The 20,767-nt window shown below is 58.4% G+C and carries 21 protein-coding genes; 8 read left to right on the top strand and 13 right to left on the bottom strand.

The annotated features are described in order from the left end of the window. The first annotated feature begins 148 nt into the window (after window positions 1-148). Complete coding sequence (locus tag AB8880_01690) at window positions 149-769, top strand: TerC family protein (GenBank protein ID XDZ66132.1); 621 nt, start codon at window positions 149-151, stop codon at window positions 767-769. A 139-nt stretch (window positions 770-908) separates the two neighbouring features. After that, window positions 909-1,373, top strand: a complete 465-nt coding sequence (locus AB8880_01685; GenBank protein XDZ66131.1) for a peptidylprolyl isomerase — start codon at window positions 909-911, stop codon at window positions 1,371-1,373. Between the two features lie 6 nt (window positions 1,374-1,379). On the opposite strand, the gene rarD is transcribed toward AB8880_01685, so the two are convergent. Then, entirely contained in the window at window positions 1,380-2,249 is an 870-nt protein-coding gene (gene rarD, locus AB8880_01680) for an EamA family transporter RarD (protein XDZ66130.1), read from the bottom strand. Window positions 2,250-2,353: 104 nt separating this feature from the next. Between rarD and AB8880_01675 the strand changes: the two genes are divergently transcribed. Beyond that, the gene (locus AB8880_01675) at window positions 2,354-2,992 is read left to right on the top strand and encodes a hypothetical protein (GenBank protein XDZ66129.1); all 639 of its coding nucleotides are present in this window, start codon (window positions 2,354-2,356) and stop codon (window positions 2,990-2,992) included. Between the two features lie 62 nt (window positions 2,993-3,054). After that, window positions 3,055-4,077, top strand: a complete 1,023-nt coding sequence (gene ltaE, locus AB8880_01670) for a low-specificity L-threonine aldolase (GenBank protein XDZ66128.1) — start codon at window positions 3,055-3,057, stop codon at window positions 4,075-4,077. Here ltaE and pyk read toward each other — a convergent pair. Next, entirely contained in the window at window positions 4,055-5,476 is a 1,422-nt protein-coding gene (pyk, locus tag AB8880_01665; protein ID XDZ66127.1) for a pyruvate kinase, read from the bottom strand. The genes ltaE and pyk overlap by 23 nt on opposite strands. A gap of 125 nt (window positions 5,477-5,601) precedes the next feature. Between pyk and AB8880_01660 the strand changes: the two genes are divergently transcribed. Continuing rightward, window positions 5,602-6,027, top strand: coding sequence for an iron-sulfur cluster assembly scaffold protein (locus tag AB8880_01660; protein ID XDZ66126.1), 426 nt, complete (start codon window positions 5,602-5,604; stop codon window positions 6,025-6,027). A 6-nt stretch (window positions 6,028-6,033) separates the two neighbouring features. On the opposite strand, the gene AB8880_01655 is transcribed toward AB8880_01660, so the two are convergent. The 7 genes from AB8880_01655 to AB8880_01625 form a co-directional block, all read right to left on the bottom strand. After that, complete coding sequence (locus AB8880_01655) at window positions 6,034-6,522, bottom strand: tetratricopeptide repeat protein (GenBank protein ID XDZ66125.1); 489 nt, start codon at window positions 6,520-6,522, stop codon at window positions 6,034-6,036. 26 nt (window positions 6,523-6,548) lie between these two features. Further along, entirely contained in the window at window positions 6,549-7,331 is a 783-nt protein-coding gene (locus AB8880_01650) for a carnitinyl-CoA dehydratase (protein XDZ66124.1), read from the bottom strand. 21 nt (window positions 7,332-7,352) lie between these two features. Then, window positions 7,353-9,377, bottom strand: a complete 2,025-nt coding sequence (locus tag AB8880_01645; protein XDZ66123.1) for an acetate--CoA ligase family protein — start codon at window positions 9,375-9,377, stop codon at window positions 7,353-7,355. 9 nt (window positions 9,378-9,386) lie between these two features. After that, window positions 9,387-10,547 carry an acyl-CoA dehydrogenase family protein gene (locus AB8880_01640; protein XDZ66122.1) on the bottom strand — a complete coding sequence of 387 codons (1,161 nt, stop codon included), beginning with the start codon at window positions 10,545-10,547 and terminating at the stop codon, window positions 9,387-9,389. Between the two features lies 1 nt (window position 10,548). After that, complete coding sequence (locus tag AB8880_01635) at window positions 10,549-12,033, bottom strand: carnitine 3-dehydrogenase (GenBank protein XDZ66121.1); 1,485 nt, start codon at window positions 12,031-12,033, stop codon at window positions 10,549-10,551. A gap of 7 nt (window positions 12,034-12,040) precedes the next feature. Continuing rightward, window positions 12,041-12,928, bottom strand: a complete 888-nt coding sequence (locus AB8880_01630; protein XDZ67089.1) for a 3-keto-5-aminohexanoate cleavage protein — start codon at window positions 12,926-12,928, stop codon at window positions 12,041-12,043. 84 nt (window positions 12,929-13,012) lie between these two features. After that, window positions 13,013-14,533, bottom strand: a complete 1,521-nt coding sequence (locus AB8880_01625) for a glucose-6-phosphate isomerase (GenBank protein XDZ66120.1) — start codon at window positions 14,531-14,533, stop codon at window positions 13,013-13,015. Window positions 14,534-14,626: 93 nt separating this feature from the next. On the opposite strand from AB8880_01625, the gene AB8880_01620 reads away from it, so the two are divergent. After that, window positions 14,627-15,088, top strand: a complete 462-nt coding sequence (locus AB8880_01620) for a flavodoxin family protein (GenBank protein XDZ66119.1) — start codon at window positions 14,627-14,629, stop codon at window positions 15,086-15,088. A gap of 37 nt (window positions 15,089-15,125) precedes the next feature. Beyond that, the gene (locus tag AB8880_01615) at window positions 15,126-16,040 is read left to right on the top strand and encodes a DMT family transporter (protein XDZ66118.1); all 915 of its coding nucleotides are present in this window, start codon (window positions 15,126-15,128) and stop codon (window positions 16,038-16,040) included. 13 nt (window positions 16,041-16,053) lie between these two features. Here the strand turns inward: AB8880_01615 and AB8880_01610 are convergent, their stop codons facing one another. Both AB8880_01610 and AB8880_01605 read right to left on the bottom strand, forming a co-directional pair. Continuing rightward, window positions 16,054-16,266 carry a cold-shock protein gene (locus AB8880_01610; protein XDZ66117.1) on the bottom strand — a complete coding sequence of 71 codons (213 nt, stop codon included), beginning with the start codon at window positions 16,264-16,266 and terminating at the stop codon, window positions 16,054-16,056. A gap of 129 nt (window positions 16,267-16,395) precedes the next feature. Then, window positions 16,396-17,298, bottom strand: a complete 903-nt coding sequence (locus tag AB8880_01605; GenBank protein ID XDZ66116.1) for an NAD(P)-dependent oxidoreductase — start codon at window positions 17,296-17,298, stop codon at window positions 16,396-16,398. 325 nt (window positions 17,299-17,623) lie between these two features. Here AB8880_01605 and AB8880_01600 point away from each other — a divergent pair, with 325 nt between their 5' ends. Beyond that, window positions 17,624-19,222 (top strand): thiamine pyrophosphate-binding protein, encoded by a 1,599-nt coding sequence (locus tag AB8880_01600; protein XDZ66115.1) that lies wholly within the window; start codon window positions 17,624-17,626, stop codon window positions 19,220-19,222. 16 nt (window positions 19,223-19,238) lie between these two features. Here the strand turns inward: AB8880_01600 and AB8880_01595 are convergent, their stop codons facing one another. Beyond that, window positions 19,239-19,841, bottom strand: a complete 603-nt coding sequence (locus AB8880_01595) for a glutathione S-transferase family protein (protein XDZ66114.1) — start codon at window positions 19,839-19,841, stop codon at window positions 19,239-19,241. 45 nt (window positions 19,842-19,886) lie between these two features. Then, complete coding sequence (locus AB8880_01590) at window positions 19,887-20,765, bottom strand: LysR substrate-binding domain-containing protein (GenBank protein XDZ66113.1); 879 nt, start codon at window positions 20,763-20,765, stop codon at window positions 19,887-19,889. Between the last annotated feature and the right edge of the window lie 2 nt (window positions 20,766-20,767).

The raw sequence follows: 20,767 nt of genomic DNA, 5'->3' as shown, positions 1-20,767 counted from the left end.
CTCATGAAAATTTACAAAATATTTTCACGAAATTGAAAAAGGCGCAAGAAATTTCACCAGACCCCGGGTGAAAAATTTTTCTAAATCTGTTGCTATTGACGGCAATCAATGGAATAAGGACGTGGCATTATGATTGGGTGTCCCTGCCATGGTTGAAACGCTGCTCGATTTTGAAAACATCAGCTGGATTGCATTTTTTCAGGTGGTGATGATCGACCTGATCTTTTCAGGCGACAACGCCATCGTGATCGGTATTGCCGCCGCCGGTCTGCCGCCGGAACAGCGCCGCAAGGCCATTTCCATCGGCATTGCGGCCGCGGTTGTCATGCGGATCATTTTTGCCCTTGTGGTGGTCTGGTTGCTGACGATGCCCTGGCTGAAGATCGTGGGGGGTGTTCTGCTGCTCTACATCACCTGGAAACTTGCCGACGAGCTCAGGAAAATCTCCCGCGAGAAGGAAGATGGCGAGGCCGCCGAAGCCGAACCCCGATCCCTGATGCAGGCAGCCTGGCTTATTCTGATTTCTGATCTGTCGCTGTCGCTCGACAACGTGCTGGCCGTGGCCGCGGCGGGCAAGGATTCGCCCCTTGTCATCGTCATCGGGCTTGTACTTTCGATCGTGATGATGATTTTCTTTGCCACGCTTATCGCAAAGACGCTCAGGAAATATCCGTTGATCGGCTGGGTCGGCGCGGCGGTGATCCTCTGGGTTGGCGTTGACATGGTCTATAGCGGCGTGCTGGACACCTTTCCGGGTATCCTTTCGTGATCCGCTTAAACACCGCCCATTAAGACGGCTTGACGATACGCCCCAAGATTGGCAGTAAAGGGTATCTTTACTCGTAACCCAAGGCATTTATCCTATGCGTTTTGTCTTCCCCCATATCATCGGAGCTCTGTTTTTCGCCATGACTGCAACTGCCAACGCTGCCGGCACGCTGGTGCTGGAAACCACCAAAGGGGAAGTGCGCATCGCCCTTCTCGAGACACTCGCCCCAACCCATGTGGCCCGGATCAAGGAACTTGCCAGCGACGGGTTTTATGATGGCATCATCTTCCATCGCGTGATCGCCGGATTCATGGCGCAGACCGGTGATCCTACCGGGACAGGCATGGGCGGCTCCGGCCAGAACCTCAAGGCCGAGTTTTCCGATTACGCCTATACCTATGGCACGGTCGGCATGGCTCGGGCCATGAATCCCGACAGCGCCGACAGCCAGTTTTTCATCTGCTTTGACGGCTGCAGCCACCTGACCGGCCAGTACACGGTATGGGGACAGGTGGAAAGCGGCATGGATGTCGTCGAGCAGATCAATATCGGCGAGCCGCCCGCAAGCCCCGACAGCATCATCAAGGCCAGCGTCGAGGAATAGCGGGTTTCAGGCCGCCCGCAGCCGCCAGATTTTCGGGACAGCCAGCAGAACGACGGCAAGCCACAGAAAACCAAAGGCCAGCAGATCAAGCTGGCCGAAGGGCTCATCGTAGATCAGCACCCCCAGCGTCAGATGCAGGCTGGGCGCAAGATAGAAAAGAAGACCGGCAATCGCCATGCCGATCTGCCGTCCTGATGCGATATAGAGGATCAGCGGAATAACCGTCACCAGCCCCGTGGCCAGCGCAAGACCGATATCAGCAGGCTTGCCGCTCGTGAAAACCGCCTCGCCGCTTGCGGCCATAACCCAGAGAATTGCCGCCGCTATCGGCATGTAATAGATGACCTCGACAAAAAGCCCCACCACCGGGCCTGTCTGCCGCGTCTTTCCCAGAAGCGTGTAGATGGTGAAGGTGATGGCCACGGTGACGCCGATGAGCGGAACTCCGCCGCTGCCAATCGTCTTGACAAGGAGCCCTGTCGCCGCCGCCGCCACCGACGCCCATTCCAGCCGCGAGAGGCTTTCCTTGAGGTAGAAAACCCCGAGCGCCACCACCATCATGGGATAGATGTAATAGCCGAGGCTTGCCTCGATGATCTGGCCCGTATTGACGGCGTAGATGAAGATATACCAGTTGATGAAGATACAGCCGCCGCCAATCACCGCCGAGAGCGATTCGCGCCGGGATTTCAGCGCCGCTTTCATGCGCTGATACCGCCCGGTCAGCACGATATAGATGAACATCACCACCGCCGACCAGAAAATGCGCTGCAGCATCGTCTCAAGGGGGTCAAAATGAGACATGGCCTTGAAGAAAACAGGTGTCAGCCCCCAGAAAACACTGGCGAGGACGCCGATAACAAACCCTTGATACACGAAAACCGGACTCCTCAGCAGGCGGGGGAAAATTTTCTTAAAAAACCATATTGCCTGACTGCGCGTAAAGATAGTATGATTTTCACGAAATAAAAGGAAAAAGTATGAGCGTTGCATCAGATCGACAGAAGATTGAGCGGTGGCTCCAATCCATGCCGGACACCGAGAGCGTTGCCGGTTTCGTCCCCGGCCCGGGTATCAGCAAACTCGACATGACCGTGGATATCGGCCAGCTCAACGCTGACCTCAAGGCCATCCTTGAGCGCGCAACCTTTCATGGCGACACGTTCAAGGTGCTGCCGGTGAACCACCGCCCGGGCAGCCATGATCCCGGTGCAACCGATCTTTCCGGGCGATACTATCTCCGGATGGAAAGCGGCGGCGATGAAATCGCGATGGAAGACCTGGTGGATGAAGCCGCCTATACCGAACTTGACCCCCTATTCAGGGGCACCTCTTTTGAAGATGTCTTCAATGAGCTGAAGGCGCGGTTCACGCTCGGCCGGATGCGGGTGCTTTCAAAAGTGGTGTATAGTTGCAATTCCTGGCACCGCGACCCTGAACCGCGGATACATATCCCGCTTGTCACCAATCCCGGGTCACTTTTCATCGTCAATCATCACGCCACCCATCTGCCTTGCGACGGATCGGTTTATTTCACCGACACAAGAGGGTATCATACCGCTCTCAACGGCGGCTTTGAGGACAGGATCCATATCGTTGCCGCCATCGCCAACTCCTGATCGGGAATAGTGTTTTGTACCCTCCCAGCATTGCCCAGAATACACGCCATCGAACCAACAGCATGATTGACTTCCGCAGCGACACCGTCACAAGGCCAACCGCCGGGATGATGGCCGCGATACAGGAAGCCGAACTCGGCGATGATGTCTATGGGGATGACCCCGCCACCAACAGGCTTGAAGAGATGGCCGCCGAGATGTTCGGCAAGGAAGCCGGGCTGTTTTTGAGCAGCGGCACCCAATCCAATCTTGCCGGCGTGCTCGCCCATTGCGGCCGCGGGGAGGAAATCATCATCGGAGAAGGATATCATATTCAGGCCTGGGAGGCGGGCGGCACCAGCGCGCTGGGCGGGGTCGTCATGCATACCCTGAGACCGGATCATCGCGGCGCCCTGCTCAGCGATGATATCCGGGCCGCCATCAAGCCCGATGATTACCATGCGCCGGTAAGCCGTCTTCTTTCGGTGGAAAATACCGTGAGCGGCGTCGTTCACCCGGTTTCCTATATGGATGAAATGGCCAGCACCGCCCATGAAAGCGGGCTCAGCCTGCATTGCGATGGCGCCCGGTTGATGAACGCCGTGGTTGCGCTCGGGGTCGATGCCGCACGGCTCGTCAAAGGGTGCGATACCGTTTCGATCTGCCTTTCCAAAGGGCTGGGCACGCCTGCAGGCTCGGTCCTTGTCGGTGACAAGGCCACCATCGCCAGCGCACGGCGTATCCGCAAAATGCTGGGGGGCGGGATGCGCCAGAGCGGTATCCTCGCCGCCGCCGGGATTTACGCCCTAACCCATCATGTGACGCGCATGGCCGAAGATCACCGCCGGGCAAAATGGCTTGCCGACGCCCTTTCCAGCCTTGATGGCGTCCGGATCGATGTGGCGGCGGTGGAGACGAACATGCTTTTTGTGACTCTCGATGAACGCATCGCCGTGGAGGAGATGGCCGGGTTCATGGCCGATCAGGGGATCATTCTTTCCGCAGGACGCACAACACGGATTGTCACGCATCTTGATATCGATGATGCCGCCTGCGAGGCCCTCAAGGAAGCGATGGCCGCGTTTATCGCCCGGTATGGAGGCTGAGCACGCGGATCGTGTTGGTGGTGCCAACCACCCCGAAAGGCGTGCCGGCAACCACGATGACCTGATCACCCGGTTTGCCCATCTGATTTTCGAGCATCAGCCGGCTGATCCCTTCGAGGGCATCGTCAAAACTCGAATACACTTCGGTGAGGATGCTGTTGATCCCCCAGAGAATATTCATCCGCTGGCGGATATCCTGGCGCGGGGTCATCATCACGATCGGCAGGCGCGGCCGTTCCCGGGAAAGCCGGACCGCCGTTGCCCCTGAGGACGAAAACGCCACCACTGCCGCGGCATTGATATGCTGGGCAAGCGACGTGGCGCTTTCGGCCACGGCATGATAGGTGGTGTGGCCATCGGCGCCGCTCATCTCAAGATTCTCGAAATACCCGCTGCGATGCTCGGTTTCCACCAGAATGCGATGCATGATCGTCACCGCCTCAACAGGATACGCGCCCGAGGCGGTTTCAGCCGAAAGCATGACGCAATCCACCCCGTCCATCACGGCCGTGGCGACATCGGATGCCTCGGCACGGGTGGGAGTTGGGTTGTCGATCATGGATTCGAGCATCTGTGTTGCGACAACAACAGGCTTGCCGACTTTCCGGCAGATCCGCGTGATATCCTTCTGGGCGCCGGGCACCTGTTCGGGCGGCAGTTCAACCCCGAGATCACCCCTTGCGATCATGACCCCGTCGGCGGCGGTGATGAGATCATCGATGATCCTGAGCGCCTGGGGCTTTTCAACCTTGACCATGATGGACGCCTTGTCCTTGATGATGCTTCGTGCCTCGATAAGGTCGCTCACCCGCTGCACGAAGGACAGCGCCACCCAATCCACGCCGAGCGACAGGGCAAAATCAAGATCCTTGCGATCCTTTTCGGTCAGCGGCGAGATATCAAGGCTGACATCCGGCACATTGACGCCCTTCCGGTCGGTCAGCGCCCCGCCAACATCCACCCGGGTTTCGATAATATTCCTGTCCACGCCGGTGACGGTGAATTGCAGCTTGCCATCATTGACCAGCATGCGATGGCCGGGAAGGATCGCATCAAAAATCTCCTGATGCGGAAGCATGACGCGGGAATCACTGCCGATTTCATCCTTCAGATCAAAAACAAACTTGCCCCCTTTCTTGAGGACAACACCTGCTTCGACCTTGCCAATTCTAAGCTTCGGGCCCTGAAGATCGGCAAGAATGGTGATGGGCTGGCCGCATTCTTCTGCAAGAGACCGGATCAGCCGGACACGCTCGGCATGGTCAGCCTGCACCCCGTGGCTGAAATTCAGCCGGAAAGCATTGGCGCCGGCGGCGATCATGTCCCGGATCGTCTCTTCTGAACTGCTGGCCGGCCCCAGCGTGGCAAGTATTCGTGTCGCGGAAGCCGAAAGGCCCATTTTCCTGTTCTCCTTGCGGGGGAAATCCTCCCCGCCTGCGACAACCTGGTATTTGTTGGCGCAAAAACTATCACTACTATAAACTATTGGATCTTACATCATTATTGTTTCATCCGAGCAACAAAATGGAAACAGAAAAGCTGTATCAGGAAAAAATCCTCGCCTTCGCCCGTGAGGCGCGGCAACATGGCCTCCTCGATGAGGCCGATCATCATGCCACCGTCTCCAACCCCACCTGCGGCGACCGGGTACGGCTTGACCTCAGGATTGCCCCGGATAACACGATCAGGGCCGTTGGTGCCAAGGCCGATGGCTGTGCCTTATGCGAAGCGGCGACCGGGCTTGCCCTTGCAACCCTGATCGGACGTGATGCGGCAGGTCTTTCAATCCTGGCCGAAACAATGGAAGCCTGGCTTGCCGGCAGGGGCGATGCCCCTGATCTTGAGGATTGCGGCGTTTTCACCCCGGTGAAGGATTATTCTTCCCGCCATTCCTGCGTCTGCCTGCCCTTTCGCGCCGCGGCCAAGGCTGTCAGCCCGGATGCCGACTGATCCGGATCACCCGTTGGTTTCTTTCCATTTGGTGATCGCCGCCCGCAGCTCATCTTCTTCATCGCAACCAAGCCAGCAGATCTTTTCGAGTCGCTCAAGGAGTTTCAGCGCTTCATCTGGCCGGTTCATGGTCAGGTAGAGTTCCCCCATATATTCAAGCGCGCCCTTGTGTTTGGGATCGAGCGAAAGCGCCTTGAAATAATGTGCCTCGCTTTCGGCAAGCCGGCCCAGTTTGCGCGCCGAATAACCGAGAAGATTATGGATATCGGCATTGTCGGCGTCGCGAAGGGCTTCGGCGGAAAGCAACTCATAGGCCTCCTCGAACCTTTCATCGGCAATCGCTTTTTCCGCTTTCTTCAAAGTATCGGATTTCTTGCTGGTGGTGTAGGTGGTGCCGCTATCGCCGCTGCCTGCCGCATGGGAGAGAGACGGCAGGCTGAACCCTGCCAGCGCAAGCATGACCGCAAGAGCCAAACGTGCGAAAATCGATGTCATCTGTGCTCCTTTCCCCGAGGCCATGGTCAGCGTCCCTTCCATACCGGATCACGTTTTTCGGCAAAGGCTTTCGCCCCTTCGAGATTATCCTCGCTGTCGTAGAGAATATCGACCGTCGCAAGCTGGCGGCGTGTCACCCTGTTCATGATATCCTGAAACGCCATGGCCTCGGCTTCACGCACCACTTCCTTGATCGAGGCAAAGACAAGCGGCGGGCCGGCCGCAAGATCAGCCGCGATACCGCGGACATGATCCATCAGGCTTTCGGCCGGAAGCACGGCATTGACAAGCCCGTGATGCAAAGCCTCATCGGCCTGCATCCACCGGCCGGTAAAAAGCATTTCCATGGCGATGTGATAAGGGATGCGTTTGGGCAGTTTGATCGTGGCCGCATCGGCAAGCGTTCCTGCCTTGATTTCGGGCAGGGCAAAACTGGAATGCTCGCTGCAATAGATCATGTCGCAGGAAAGGGCGAGTTCAAAACCGCCGCCCACCGCCATGCCGTTGACCGCTGCTATCACCGGCTTGTTGAGCCCGCGCAATTCCTGCAGCCCGCCAAAACCGCCGACCCCGTAATCGCCATCAACGGGATCACCATCCGCCGCCGCCTTCAGGTCCCAGCCCGCGCAGAAGAACCTGTCACCTGCGGTGCTGACAATCGCGACCTTCAGATCCGGATCATCACGGAATTCCCGGAAGGCTTCGCCCATCAGGCGACTTGTGGCAAGATCGATGGCGTTGGCCTTGGGGCGATCGAGAACAAATTCAAACACCCCGCCATTCCGGTGTGTCCTGATAACATCAGACATGGTTTTCCTCCATCCTGTATTCTAGCTAGCGTAGCGGATCAGCGCGTCAACCGCGAGGACACCTTTCCCCTCACCCCGGACGAGCACGGGATTGAGATCAAGCTCCATGAGATCAGCCTCATGGCTGAGGGCAAAACGCTGGACCGCATCAATCAGATCCAGCAGGGCATCAATATCCGCCCTCGCCGAGCCGCGAAACCCATGAAGAAGAGGCGCCATCCGGAGCCCCTCAAGCGCGGCCCTGACCTCCCCGCGGGAGGCCGGCAGCATCAGCAATGCCGTATCCTGAAGCATTTCAGCAGCAATGCCGCCGGCTCCAATGACGAGATGAAGACCAAGCACCGGGTCTCTCGCAACGCCAACCAAGACTTCGGCCAGCGCATCCTCGACCATCTCCTCGACCAGCACCGGCCCGTGCGGGGCAAATTCAGCCCATGCCCTTCGTATATCCCCAGGATCGGACAGGCCAAGGCGAACCCCGCCGGCTTCGGTTTTATGGGCAAGACCGCTTCGCTTCATCACCACCTTCTGCCCATCGGCAAAGGCAAGCGCCGCATCGAGGCTTGCCATGATCCCGCCTTCCGGCACCGGCACGCCCGCGGCCTTGAGCTCTTCCTTGGCCGCGGTTTCGGAAAGAGGTGCTTCCGGGCGGTCAAGCCTCGTTATTCCAGTCGGCCGGAAAGAGGAAGGCCTGCTGGCCTGACGCAGGGCCGCCAGCGCCTCCATCGAGGCGTCAAACCCCCGCAAGGGCGCGATCCCGTGCTCGATCAGCCACCCCGCCACTCGGCGAGGCAGGCAATCCGGCAACGACGACAATACCGCCGCCCTTGAGCCGGTGTGATCTCTTGCCGCAAGCCAGGCATCAAGGGCGATCTGCCAGTCTTCGGCGCGGCCGAGATGCGTCGAGGGAAAATCAAGGATCAGCACGCTGATGGCCTGACCTGCCTGCATCGCGGCGGCAAAGGTCTTTTCAAGCCTTTCGCGATTGCCCCAGTCAAATGTATGGTAATCAAACGGGTTGCTGACGGTCACCAGCGGGTTGACCGTGGCGGCAATCCGCGCCGATGCCGCGGCATCCAGCACGGGCATGGGAATCCCGTGCCGCTGGGCGGTATCGGCAATCAGCGACGCCTCACCCCCCGAACAGGACAGGGTAAGGATGCTCACCTCATCAAGCCTGCCGAACGTGTGGGCAAGGCCGAGCGCGGCAAGAAAGGCTTCTATGCCATTCACCATCCCGACGCCAAGCCGGGCAAGAAACGCCCCGGCAACCGCGTGGGAACCCGCCAGCGAGGCGGTATGCGAAAACGTCATCTGCCGCGCGCCTTCCGAGGCGCCGGCTTTCATGGCAATCACCGGTTTGCCGGCTTTCCTCGCCAGATGGACGGCATCGGCAAAACCGGCCGCATCGTTGAAACCTTCAATGTGAAGCCCGATGGCGCTCACCCGGTCATCTTCGGCGACGGCCCGGACAAGCTCCGCCATGCCGATCATCGCCTGATTGCCAAGTGTCAGCATATAGGCAATGGGCAGGCCGCCTTCCTGCATGGTCAGGTTGATCGAAAGGTTGGAGCTCTGGGTGATGATGGCCACCCCGCGCTCAACCCGCGTGCCACCGTGAACATCCGGCCAGAGCAAGGCACCATCGAGATAATTGATCATCCCATAACAGTTCGGGCCAAGCACCGGCATGTCACCTGCCGCCTCGACAAGACGCTTTTGCAATGCCGCGCCATCCCCGACCTCGGCAAAACCAGAGGCAAAGGCCACCGCTCCGCCTGCCCCCATGGACCTGAGCTTTTCGACCATTTCAATGGTGAGGCTGCGATTCACCCCGAGGAAACAGGCATCAGGCGGCTCGGGAAGCGCGTCGATATCAGGGAAAACCGGCAGGCCGGAAATCTCCTTTTTTTCAGGATGCACCGGCCAGATGCCACCTTCAAACCCCATCTCCTTCAGCGAGACAATCACCGCCTCCGCCCAGCGGCCGCCAAGAACGGCGATGTGACGCGGGCGAAGCAGCCGGTTCAGACCAGACCGCACCATGGGCAATACCTAGCCTCCCAGCCGGCGCAGAAGATCACGGCTGATGATATGACGCTGGATTTCGGAGGTGCCGTCCCAGATCCGCTCCACCCGCGCATCACGCCAGAAACGTTCCAGCGGAAAATCATTCATCAGCCCCATGCCGCCATGGATCTGGATGGCTTCATCGGTTACCCGGGCAAGCATCTCGCTGGCATAGACCTTGGCCGAGGCAATCTCCCGGTTGGCTTCAAGCCCTTCATCGAGGCGCCAGGCGGAAGCCAGGGTGAGCCAGTCGGCGGCATCGATTTCGGTTATCATATCGGCAAGTTTGAAACTCACCCCCTGGAATTTCCCGATCTGCTGGCCGAACTGCTTGCGGTCCACCGCGTATTGCATCGCCAGATCAAAAACACGTCTTGCCCGCCCGACGCACATTGTCGCCACGGTGATCCGGGTTGCATAAAGCCAGGTGTTCATGACCTCGAAACCGCCATCGACTTCGCCCAGCACCTGGGATGATGGCAGGCGGCAATCTTCAAATTTGAGAATCATGTTGTCATAGCCGCGATGGGAAACCGACCGATACCCCGGCAGAATTTCAAACCCAGGATGGCCGCGATCCACCAGAAAGCAGGTGATCCGCTTCTTCGGGCCTTTTGGGGTCTGGTCTTCGCCGGTTGCAACAAACACGATGACAAAATCGGCATGCGCGGCACCGGAGATGAAATGCTTGGTGCCGTTGACTACCCAGTCATCGCCGTCGCGCCTGGCGGTGGTTTTCATCCCCCGGACATCTGAGCCAGCGTCAGGTTCAGTCATGGCCAGTGCATCCATCCGTTCGCCACGAATGGCCGGAAAAAGATATTTTTCGCGCTGCTCTCCCTCACAGGCCATGAGGATGTTCTGCGGCCGCCCCCAGAAATGCGTCAGCGCCATGGAGCCGCGCCCGAGCTCACGCTCAAGCAAGGCAAATTCCAGATGGCTGAGCCCGCCGCCGCCGACCTCTTCGGGGAAGTTCGGGGCATAAAACCCCATGGCCAGCACCTTGGATCTGATCTCCTGCGCGATCTCTTCGGGCACATGGCCAAGCCGTTCCACCTCATTTTCATGGGGATAGATTTCACGTTCGACAAAATCCCGAACGGTGCTGACAATCATGTCCTGTTCTTCGGTAAGTCCAAACTTCATGTCAATCCTGCCTTTTTCGTCTGATCCCGATCCGGGCGCCAGCCGCATCGGGGCGCGGCATGTCACGCTGGCGTTCGGCAATGGTATCAAGGACAGATTTCATGGCTGAAGGCATTGCTGATCCCCGGCCTGCCTCCATATCCACATGCATCAGCATATGCTCGCCGGTGGCCAGAAGATTGTCCTTTTCAACCCCGATCATCCGATGGAAGAGATGGAGCCGTTTTTCATCATGATCCACCAGCTGGGTTTCAACCCGTATCGGCTTGCCTGCCGCCACTTCATCCAGATGCCGGATATGCGTTTCGATCGTATACCAGGATGCGCCGGAAGCCGCATAGGCCGGCCCGCCCCCGATCCAGACAAGAAGCTCATCGGTCGAGGTGCTGAATACATCAAGATAGCGGAATTCGGTCATATGGCCGTTATAATCGGTCCAGTCCGCATCGACGATGCCGGAAAAGGTCTGGAGCATGCTGCCTTCCGGCAGGGTATTGACCCCATCCGCGACGCTGGCTTTCGCCGGATTGTGCAGCAGCGCGCCGGCGCCCCAGTTGTTGCGATGAAGCACCTTGAGGAAGTCGACAAGGTTGTTGTCGCGGATCTGTTCAAGCTCGGCCACCGAAAGACCTTTTGCCTGGGCATCGCTCTGTTCGGCGATCATATCGATCAGCGCATCATCCCATTCCGGCACATCCATGAGCCTGGTCCATGGCCATTTGAGCGACGGGCCGAACTGGGCAAGGAAATGCCGCATGCCGGCCTCACCGCCGCCAAGACGATAGGTCATGAACTGGCCCATCTGCGCGTAGCGCATCCCGAGGCCATAGCGGACGACATCATCTATGGTCTCCGCCGTGGCGACGCCTTCCTTGATCAGCCAGAGAGATTCACGCCACATGGCTTCGAGCAGGCGATCCCCGACAAAGGCGTCGATCTCCTTCTGGATATGGACCGGTTTCATGCCGATTTCAGCATAGGCTTGCATGGCCCGGGAAATCGCCTCAGGCGAGGTTCTGGCGCCGCCGACAATCTCCACCACGGGCAGCAGATAGACCGGGTTATAGGGATGGGCCACCATGACCCGGTCCGCCCTCGGGGAATCGGCCTGAAAATCCGTTGGCAGAAGGCCTGATGTCGAAGAGCCGATAATGGCCCCGGCGGGGGCGGCGGCACCGATTTCAGCATGCACCTTCTTTTTTATATCAAGACGTTCAGGCGTGGATTCCTGAATAAGATCAGCGCCGTCCACCGCCTCGGCAATGCTTGAGACAAAGCGAAGCCGGCCGCGCCTTCCCAGCGCCTGCCCCTGCCATAGCCTGGCCATGGCCCGCTCCGCATTGGTCAGGAGCGCGGCAACCTTGCGTTCCGCTTCCGGATCCGGATCAAAAACATCAACATCGACCCCGGCCAGGATGAGACGGGCCACCCAGCCGCCGCCGATCAACCCGCCGCCAATGGCTGCCGCCTTACGCACGCTTCTCATCACACCCTCACCGTTTTTTCAATTTCAGCTTTGCCCGTACATCTTCGGGCGTCATGACACGGATATTCATGGCTTCAAGGATGGTCACGGCACGTTCGACCAGCTGGGCGTTGGAGGCAAGCTCCCCGCGCCTGAGGTAGATATTATCCTCAAGCCCGACCCGGACATTGCCGCCGGCGATCGGTGCCAGCGCCGCATAAGGCAACTGGCCGCGGCCGATGGAAAAGGCGCTCCAGATCCAGCCTTCAGGCATGTTGTTGACCATGGACATGAAAGTGTTGATATCATCAGGCGCGCCATAGGGTATCCCCATGCAGAGCTGCACCATCACCGGATCATCGATGAGGCCCTCGCTCACCAGCTGCTTTGCCAGGACAAGATGGCCTGTATCGAACACCTCGATTTCCGGCCGCACGCCAGCTTCCTGCATCTGGCCTGCCATGGCCCGCAGCATCGACGGCGTATTGGCCATGATATAATCGCCATGGGAGAAGTTCATCGTGCCGCAATCAAGGGTGCAGATCTCAGGCAGGAGGGTGCGGACATGTTCGGTCCTTTCGGAGGCCCCGACCATATCACTTGATGGATGAAGAGGAAGCGGCGCTTCGGCCGACCCGATGATCAGATCCCCCCCCATGCCCGCGGTCAGGTTGATCACCACATCGGTATCAGCGCTGCGGATACGGTCCACCACTTCACGGTAAAGCGCGACATCACGGGCTGGAGCGCCGGTTTCCGGATCCCGCACATGGCAATGGGCGATCGCCGCGCCTGCCTTGGCGGCCTCAATGGCGTCATTGGCGATCTGCGCAGGCGTGACGGGCACCAGATCGGATTTGCCGGTGGTGTCCCCCGCACCGGTCAGCGCGCAAGTAATAAAGACTTCGGTGTTCATCGTCATGACCTTCTCCATAGGACAGTATGAGAGAACATCATTGCCCCAGGTTCAGTCAAATGAAAACCATTTTTCACTTCCGCGCTAATCGCTGGTGGTGAAACGGTCAAGGAAAGCGCGACTATGGGCGGGGATGGTATCGTCCATACCACCTTTTTCAAGATAGTTCCGGTAGTTGCGGGCAATCGTCTTGCCAAGCTCGACCCCGGGCTGGTCAAAACTGTTCAGCCCGAGCATCCAGCCCATCACCGCGGTCACATGTTCATAATACGCAAGCAGGCGGCCAAGGCTGAAGGGTGATGTCTCATCCCAGGTCAGAAGCGTTACCGGACGCCCGCCCGCAAAGCCCTCTTCCGGCCTGCCAAGACAGAGCGCATCCGCCTGCGCCAGCATCTGTATGATCAGAAGGCGATGCTGTTCTTCCATCGCCGGATCATCCTTGCCCAAAAGACTGATCGGCCGCATCGGGCCCATCACGTCCGTCGGGGTGATCATCCTGCCCTGATGCAGAAGCTGAAAGAACGAATGCTGGGCATTGCTGCCGGGCTCACCGAAAATATAGGGCGAGGTCAGCAAGGTGGCGGGCCGGCCCTTCGCATCAAGGCTCTTGCCGTTTGATTCCATTTCCAGCTGCTGCATCCATGCAGGCAGGCGGTGAAGCCGCTGATCATAGGGGATGATGGCCTGGCCCGGCCGCCCCAGAACAGACGTGTTCCAGAAACGAAAGAGTCCGGCCAGAAGCGGCAGATTGCTCTCCGCCGGGGCGGCGGCGAAATGACGGTCCATGGCCTCAGCCCCGGCCAGCATTTCAACGAAACCTTCCCGTCCGATGGCAAGCATGATCCCGAGACCTACCGCTGACCAGAGCGAAAACCTGCCGCCGATGCCTTCATCCATCGTCAGGATCGATGAAAGGGAAATACCCTGCCCGAGCGCAGCGCCTGTATTTGACGTGATGGCAAAAACCTGCTCATCCGGCGAGGCGCCGCCACGTTTCAGCCAGTCCCTTGCCATCCTGAGATTGGCCATGGTTTCCATGGTGGTAAATGTCTTTGAAATGGCCAGCACGGCGGTGGTGGCGGGATTGAGCATCGCCAGCGTGTCGCCAAGATGCGCGGGGTCGATATTGCTGACGAAATGGACGTCCGGGCCCTGATGGAAGGGACGCAAAGCTTCCACCGCCATGGCCGGCCCTAAATCGGAGCCGCCGATACCGATGGAGACCACATCTTCGATGCCAAGGGCAAGAATACGTTCGCAAATTTCGGCCATGGCATCGACATTTGCCCGGGCCATCGGGTTTTCCGGATCACGCAGATGGGTATGCAATACCGGCCGCATCTCGGACCGGTTGATCACCGCACCGGCAAACATGTCATTCCGGCTGGCCTCGACCTTGCGGCTTGAGGCAAGTTCAAGAAGAATATCCACGCCTTCGGTCGTGATGGTCTGGCGGGAAAAATCAACCTCAAAATCATCGAGCGAGAAAACAAGCCGCTGCTGCCGTGATGCGCTTAAAAGCTGATCGGCCATGGCGGCACCCTCACCTGGCATCTCGGCCCGGGCCCGCTCAACCATTTTCATGAAATGCTTATCCGTCGACATGGGGGAAATATGCACGATACATGTTTTCGACGCAAACAAAGTCTCACCCCTGTCCATGATTGCGATATGGTCCGGGATAGGCCATCATGAAGCATGTCATCGCCAACCGTTCTCTTTATTTCACATGCCCCATCCGCGAACACGCTGCGGCTGCGGCAAGGTGCCGTTACCCGCATCACTGATGAGACCGATGTTGAGCTGATCACGAAGCCGCCGCTCGAGGCCGGTGCGGGTGATGTTCTGGCCGCGGATGCTGTTCTGATCGGCACCACCGAAAATATCGGCTATATGGCCGGGGCGACAAAAGACTTTTTTGACAGATCGTATAATGATCTGCTTGAGGTGAAGGCCGGGCTGCCCGTGGCGGTCTATATCCGGGCCGGTCTTGACGGCACCGGCTCACGCCGGGCCATCGAAGCCATCCTCACCGGTCTTCGCTGGCGGCTGGTTGCCCCGCCCCTCATTCTTCATGGCGCCTGGCAGGACAGTTTTGTCCCCGCAACAGAGGAACTGGCCCTGACCCTTGCCGCCGGCGTCGAACTTGGTCTTTTTTAATCTATCAACTTACTCTTGACGGGTATATACAGCTACGATGAACGGCTCTCTTCTCCATCGTGCGTATTCAAACGCTCCCCTGATGCTTTGCCTGGCGACGCTGGGCTGGGGCGGCAATACAATCGCAAGCCGCCTTGCCGTCGGTGAAATCTCACCCATGGCCCTGATCTTCCTGCGCTGGGCCGTGGTGGTGGTCATCCTGCTCTTCACCCATGGACGGCAGATGAAGGCCGCGTTCCCCGTCATACGCGCCCGGCTGCCCTGGATCGCCCTGATGGGCGGGCTGGGCATGACCGTATTCAATGCGCTTTTCTACATTGCCGCGCATACCACCACCGCGGTCAACCTCGGCATCATCCAGAGCACCATGCCCGGGCTGATTCTGTTTGGGTCCTTTCTGGTATACGGCACCCGGATCAACAGCATTCAGGGTATCGGGCTTGTTATCGCCTTTGCCGGGGTGGTGGTGATCGTAACACAAGGCTCGCTGGAACAGCTCTTTCACCTTACGTTTAATTCAGGTGATCTGCTGATGCTGCTGGCCTGCCTTTTTTATTCGGGATATACGATCGGCCTCAGAAACCGGCCGGAAATCGGCGGTATGGTCATGATGGGATATTTTGCCATCGCCGCCTGGATTACCACGATCCCGCTCATGCTGATCGAAGGCCAGATCACCGGTATCCTGTGGCCCGATCTTGATGGCTGGCTGATCATCCTCTATGTGGCGATCATGCCGTCGTTTCTATCGCAGGTCTTCTTCATGAGGGGGGTTGATCTCATCGGTCCTGGCCAGGCCGGGCTCTACACCAACCTGGTGCCGATTTATGGTGCCATTCTGGCGGTCATCATCCTTGGCGAAGCCCTGCACCTCTACCATGTGGCCGCCCTTGGCCTCGTCTTCTTCGGTATTTATCTTTTCGAGGTCAGGAAGACACGGGTGTCCAACTGATCCCAACTCAACTTCAGCCTTCAACCAGTTTGAGGTTCATGGCGCAGTCCTTGCCATTCTTGGATGGCATCATCTCATATTCGATGGCCTGACCTTCGATGAGTTCCTTCATGCCCGCGTCCTGTACGGCCGTGATGTGGACAAATGCATCCGCACCACCTTCTTCAGGCTCGATAAACCCGTAACCCTTGGTGACGTTGAACCACTTGACTTTACCCTTAGACATCAACTTATCCTCTTTACACCGGCCATATGGCGGTTTGACATTGCTCTCGCATACTCCGCAGGCCCGTTTCGGGAACATCGCGCAGTATCCTACCCTAAATGGTGCAAAAATCACCCCGGACAAGGGATCTTATGATTTTTTCAGTTCCAGCGCTTCATAGAGGATGGAAATATCCTCCTTCTGCCAGCCGCATTCCTGCAGAAAGGAAATCTGCTCCCCGAGCAGTTCAAGCGCGGGCAGCGAAAGCCCCCGGGCATGTGCCGAGGCGCGGGCGATCTCGATATCCTTGTCCAGAAGGCGGGATTCCATCCCCGGCGTGAAATCTCTGGTGATCATTTTCGGGCCCAGCAATTCCAGCATCCGGCTGCTGGCAAATCCGGACATGAGCACGTCCCGCACGGCATCAGGATCAGCCCCGTGGGCACCGGCAAAGCGCAATGCTTCGGCCACCCCTTGTATCGTGATGACCTGGGCAATCTGATTCGAAAGTTTGGTGATCGCACCCTGGCCAGATGCCCCCATATGGATCCGCTTTGCCGTGTAGAGCTCAAGCAGGGGAAGAACGCGCTCAACATCCTCTTTCTCACCCCCCATCATCGTGGCGAGCGTGCCTGCCTCGGCCCCCACGGCCCCGCCTGAAACCGGTGCATCGACAAACCCCGTGCCAGATTCCCTGAGACTGGCATGGACGTCGCGCGCCGTTGCCGGATCGATGGTGGAATGATCAACCACGATGAGGCCGGGCCGGGCGGCGGTGAGGATGGCATTCTCGCCTTCAAGGGTAAGGTTTCGCACATCCGGGCCTGCCATCACGTTGAGAAGAACAATATCAGATCGTGCCGCGAGATCGGCCGGGGTTTCGGCGATACTCGCGCCCGCATCGATGAGAGGTTTCAGCTCATCTTTGAATATTTCGGGCCGCCGCGCGTAAAGAACCAGCTCATATCCTGCCTTGCTGACATGACCGGCGATGGGCCGCCCCATCATGCCAAGACCGATACATCCGATGCGGGGCAGATCAGCTGTCTTCATCCGATATCTCCATTCCTTGCTGCGGGTGATGCCGCCATCAGGGGGCAATGGCTTTTCATGATATTGATATCCCCGAGGTTTGACCAGCCTCTGCAAAAGCCTGCCCCTCCTTGCTTGAATTTCATCCAGCCTGCTCTATTTCCAGGATTGCGGGGCAAGCAAAATCCCCCTTTCTTGCCCTGCACCTTCTGTTTTCTCCTTCATTTTCTTGCTCTTTTCCAGATGCTCCGGTATACAAAAATGGATGTCAGGGGCAAGGATTGTTAATCTGTCGCTCCCCATTTTATGTAATCATTTGCACCTTGATAGCGAGAACCACATATCCATGATCACGGCTGCCGAACAACTGATTGATACAATTTCGAGATCAGGAACGGATACTATTTTCAGTCTTTCCGGCAATCAGATCATGTCCATTTTCGATGCCGCAATCGACCGGCCTTTATCCCTGATCCATACCCGCCACGAGGCCGGTGCTGTCTGGATGGCTGATGGATATGCGCGCAGTTCAGGCAAGGTTGGTGTTGCCCTTGTGACCGCCGGTCCCGGATTTACCAACTCGCTTGGGCCGCTTTATCCGCTGCGGCAGTCGCAGTCGCCTGTTCTTCTTTTGAGCGGTGACAGCCCGGTATCGAAAGATGGCCAGGGGCCGTTTCAGCAACTTGACCAGTCCGCCGTAGCGTCAGGGCTTGTCAAACAGAGCTGGCGCTGCACCAACGCCGCCCGGCTTGCCGACGACATTGCCGGCGCGATCGCCCTTGCCAGATCCGGCCGTCCCGGGCCCGTGCATCTGGCCCTGCCCGAAGATGTCCTCACCGCGGAAACCCTGCCGTCACCCCCGTCCGATGAGAGTTTTCTGCCTGAAAACATGCCGCTTACAAACGCGGATGTTCATTCCATCCTGTCTATCCTTGACGGGGCTGAAGCACCCTTGATCCTGACAAGCCCGATGCTGCACCCCATCCGCTCCGGTGATCTCGCGGCCAGACTGATGAAAACCCTGCGCATCCCGGTCATCACGATGCAGAACCCGCGCGGGCTCAATGATCCCGGGCTTGGGCAGATAAAGAAAATCCTGAAAGCGGCAGATCGCATCCTGCTTCTCGACAAGGATATCGATTTCACTCTCGCCAGCGGCGATGAAGACGTCATACCGGCGGCACGGGTGGCGCTGATTGCCGCCGAAGCTGAAACCATCGCCCAGGCAAGCACGCTTATCAGCGGCAGGCTTTCCTGGGGCTGCATGGCCGACCCGATCAGTGCCGCGGAGACATTGCTGGACCAGCAGAGCAAGATCAAGGGGCCGCAAAAATGGTTTGAAACTGTCCGGAAAGCCCTTGCCGAACGGCCGAAACCGCCGAAAGCCGCCTCATCTCCTGTGGCCTGGGATTTTCTCAATGCGATTCACCAAATGACCATCGGGGAAGAGCCGCCCCTGCTGGTGGTCGATGGCGGTGAGTTCGGGCAATGGGCGCAATCGGTGCTGCCGGGTGAGCATATGATCATCAACGGGCTTTCAGGGGTCATCGGCGGGGCCATCCCGCAGGCGATCGGGGCTGCAATGGCCAATCCGTCGCGGCGGGTGATTGCGTTCATGGGTGACGGGACGGCGGGTTTTTCCTTCATGGAAATCGAAACAGCCCGGCGTCTTGCCCTGCCGATCACCTTTATCATCGGCAACGATCGCCGCTGGGGAGCAGAAGTCGAGATCCAGCTCAAGAAATATGGCGCCAGCCGCGCCGAAGGATGCTGGCTTGACGATGACACATCCTATGACCGGATGGCGCAGGCGCTGGGGGCAAAAGGTGTTCTTGCCCGAACCGCCGATGAAGCCGCAACGGCGCTGGCCAAATCGCTCAAATCCGGTAACACCACGGTGATCAACTGCCTGATGGCTGGCCTGCCCGCGCCTACACTGGGCTAGATCCGCGCCTAAAACCCTAGGGCTGGCGGGCCATGACGTCCCTCACCGCAGGCAGGGCGCCGACGTCCGCGATGATGCGCCGTATCCGGGGGCGTGAGGCGAGTTCATCCGCAAGGGTTTCATCCCAGAAGAGAAGCATATAGAGATAGAGATCCGCCGCGCTCATCTTCTCGCCGGCAAGATAGGGTTCCTTCCGGGCTTCGATCAGATCATAGATGGTGCGGCGATCGGCTTGCGCCACCGGCCTGACGCCATCCTCGGGGCCGAATCTGTCCGGATAATAATAGCGAAGATTGGCGTTATAGAGCGAGGAGGACAGAAACGACAGCCACTGCAGGCATTGCAACCGGTCAGGATTTCCCCCGGGGGCGATCATCCCGGTTTCGGGAAACCGTTCCAAGAGATAGAGCGTGATCGCCAGGCTTTCACAAAATGCATCACCTTCAGGCGTCACGAGCGCCGGAATCTGGCCGGTGGGTGAAATACGCCGGAAGGCTTCACCATCACGTTCTTCCTTTTCCAGGCAGATCAGCTCATATTCAGCGCCGGCCAGCGCCAGCAGATATTCGGCGATGAGCGAGCCTGCGCCGCTGATCCCATAGACACGAAACGGTTTCATGCTGACCCCCTTTAGGAGAAAGCCTATCTGCGATTGCAAGAAGGATCAATCCGAAACCGCGCCATCATGGGCTGTTCTGAAACATTCATGAATGGCCTCGATCAGATGCGCCTGCCGACCCACTTTGGGAAAGGCCAGCCCGAGATGGCGTTCGGCATCACCGGCCAGATCCATCACCCGGATCGATGCCGGAAGCCTGGCGGCACGCGAAAGCGGGATGACCGAAACACCAAGCCCGTTTTCCACCAGCGCCACCACCCCATCAAGGGTGTCGATCTCCATCGCCGATGCAAGTTTCAGATTCTGCCGGCGAAGGGCTTTTTCAATCAATGCGCCCACCCGTGCCCTTGGGTTAAATCTGATATATGGTCCCTGCCGCAGGCATTCGGGCGCCCGGGTATGCGGATGATCCGCAGGAACAATCACCACCAGCGGCTCGGAGATGACCTGCCGGTATTCAAGCCCACCGACCGGCATGTCCGGCAGGCTGAGACAGGCGCAGTCCATCTGCCCGGCCAGAAGCCGGGCCTCAAGCTCATGGCTGAGGCCGGGGGTGATGGTGACGATGAGTTTCGGGAAACGGGCGTGAATACATTTCAGCGCTGCCGGCATCACCCCCGCAAGCGCGGTATGCACCGTTCCCATATGAAGATGCCCTTCTTCAAGCTCGGCAGATTTTCGAGGTTTCAGCACCGACCACGCCTCAAGCACGGCATCAACCCGGTCAAGATAGGCAAGCCCATCACGTGTCAAGGGTAGGGGTTTGCGTCCACGATCAAAAAGCAGCATGCCGGCGAAGGTTTCAAGGTTGCGCATCTGCAGGCTGACGGTGCTGACCGATACACCCATTTCTTCGGCCGCCGCATTGAAACTGCCATGATTGACAACCGAGCGGAAGGTTTCGAGGGTCTTGATATCGGGCATGA

It is taken from the genome of Alphaproteobacteria bacterium LSUCC0684 (genome assembly GCA_041228335.1).
Classification (GTDB): domain Bacteria; phylum Pseudomonadota; class Alphaproteobacteria; order Puniceispirillales; family UBA1172.
This window is presented reverse-complemented; position numbering and strand designations above follow the sequence as displayed.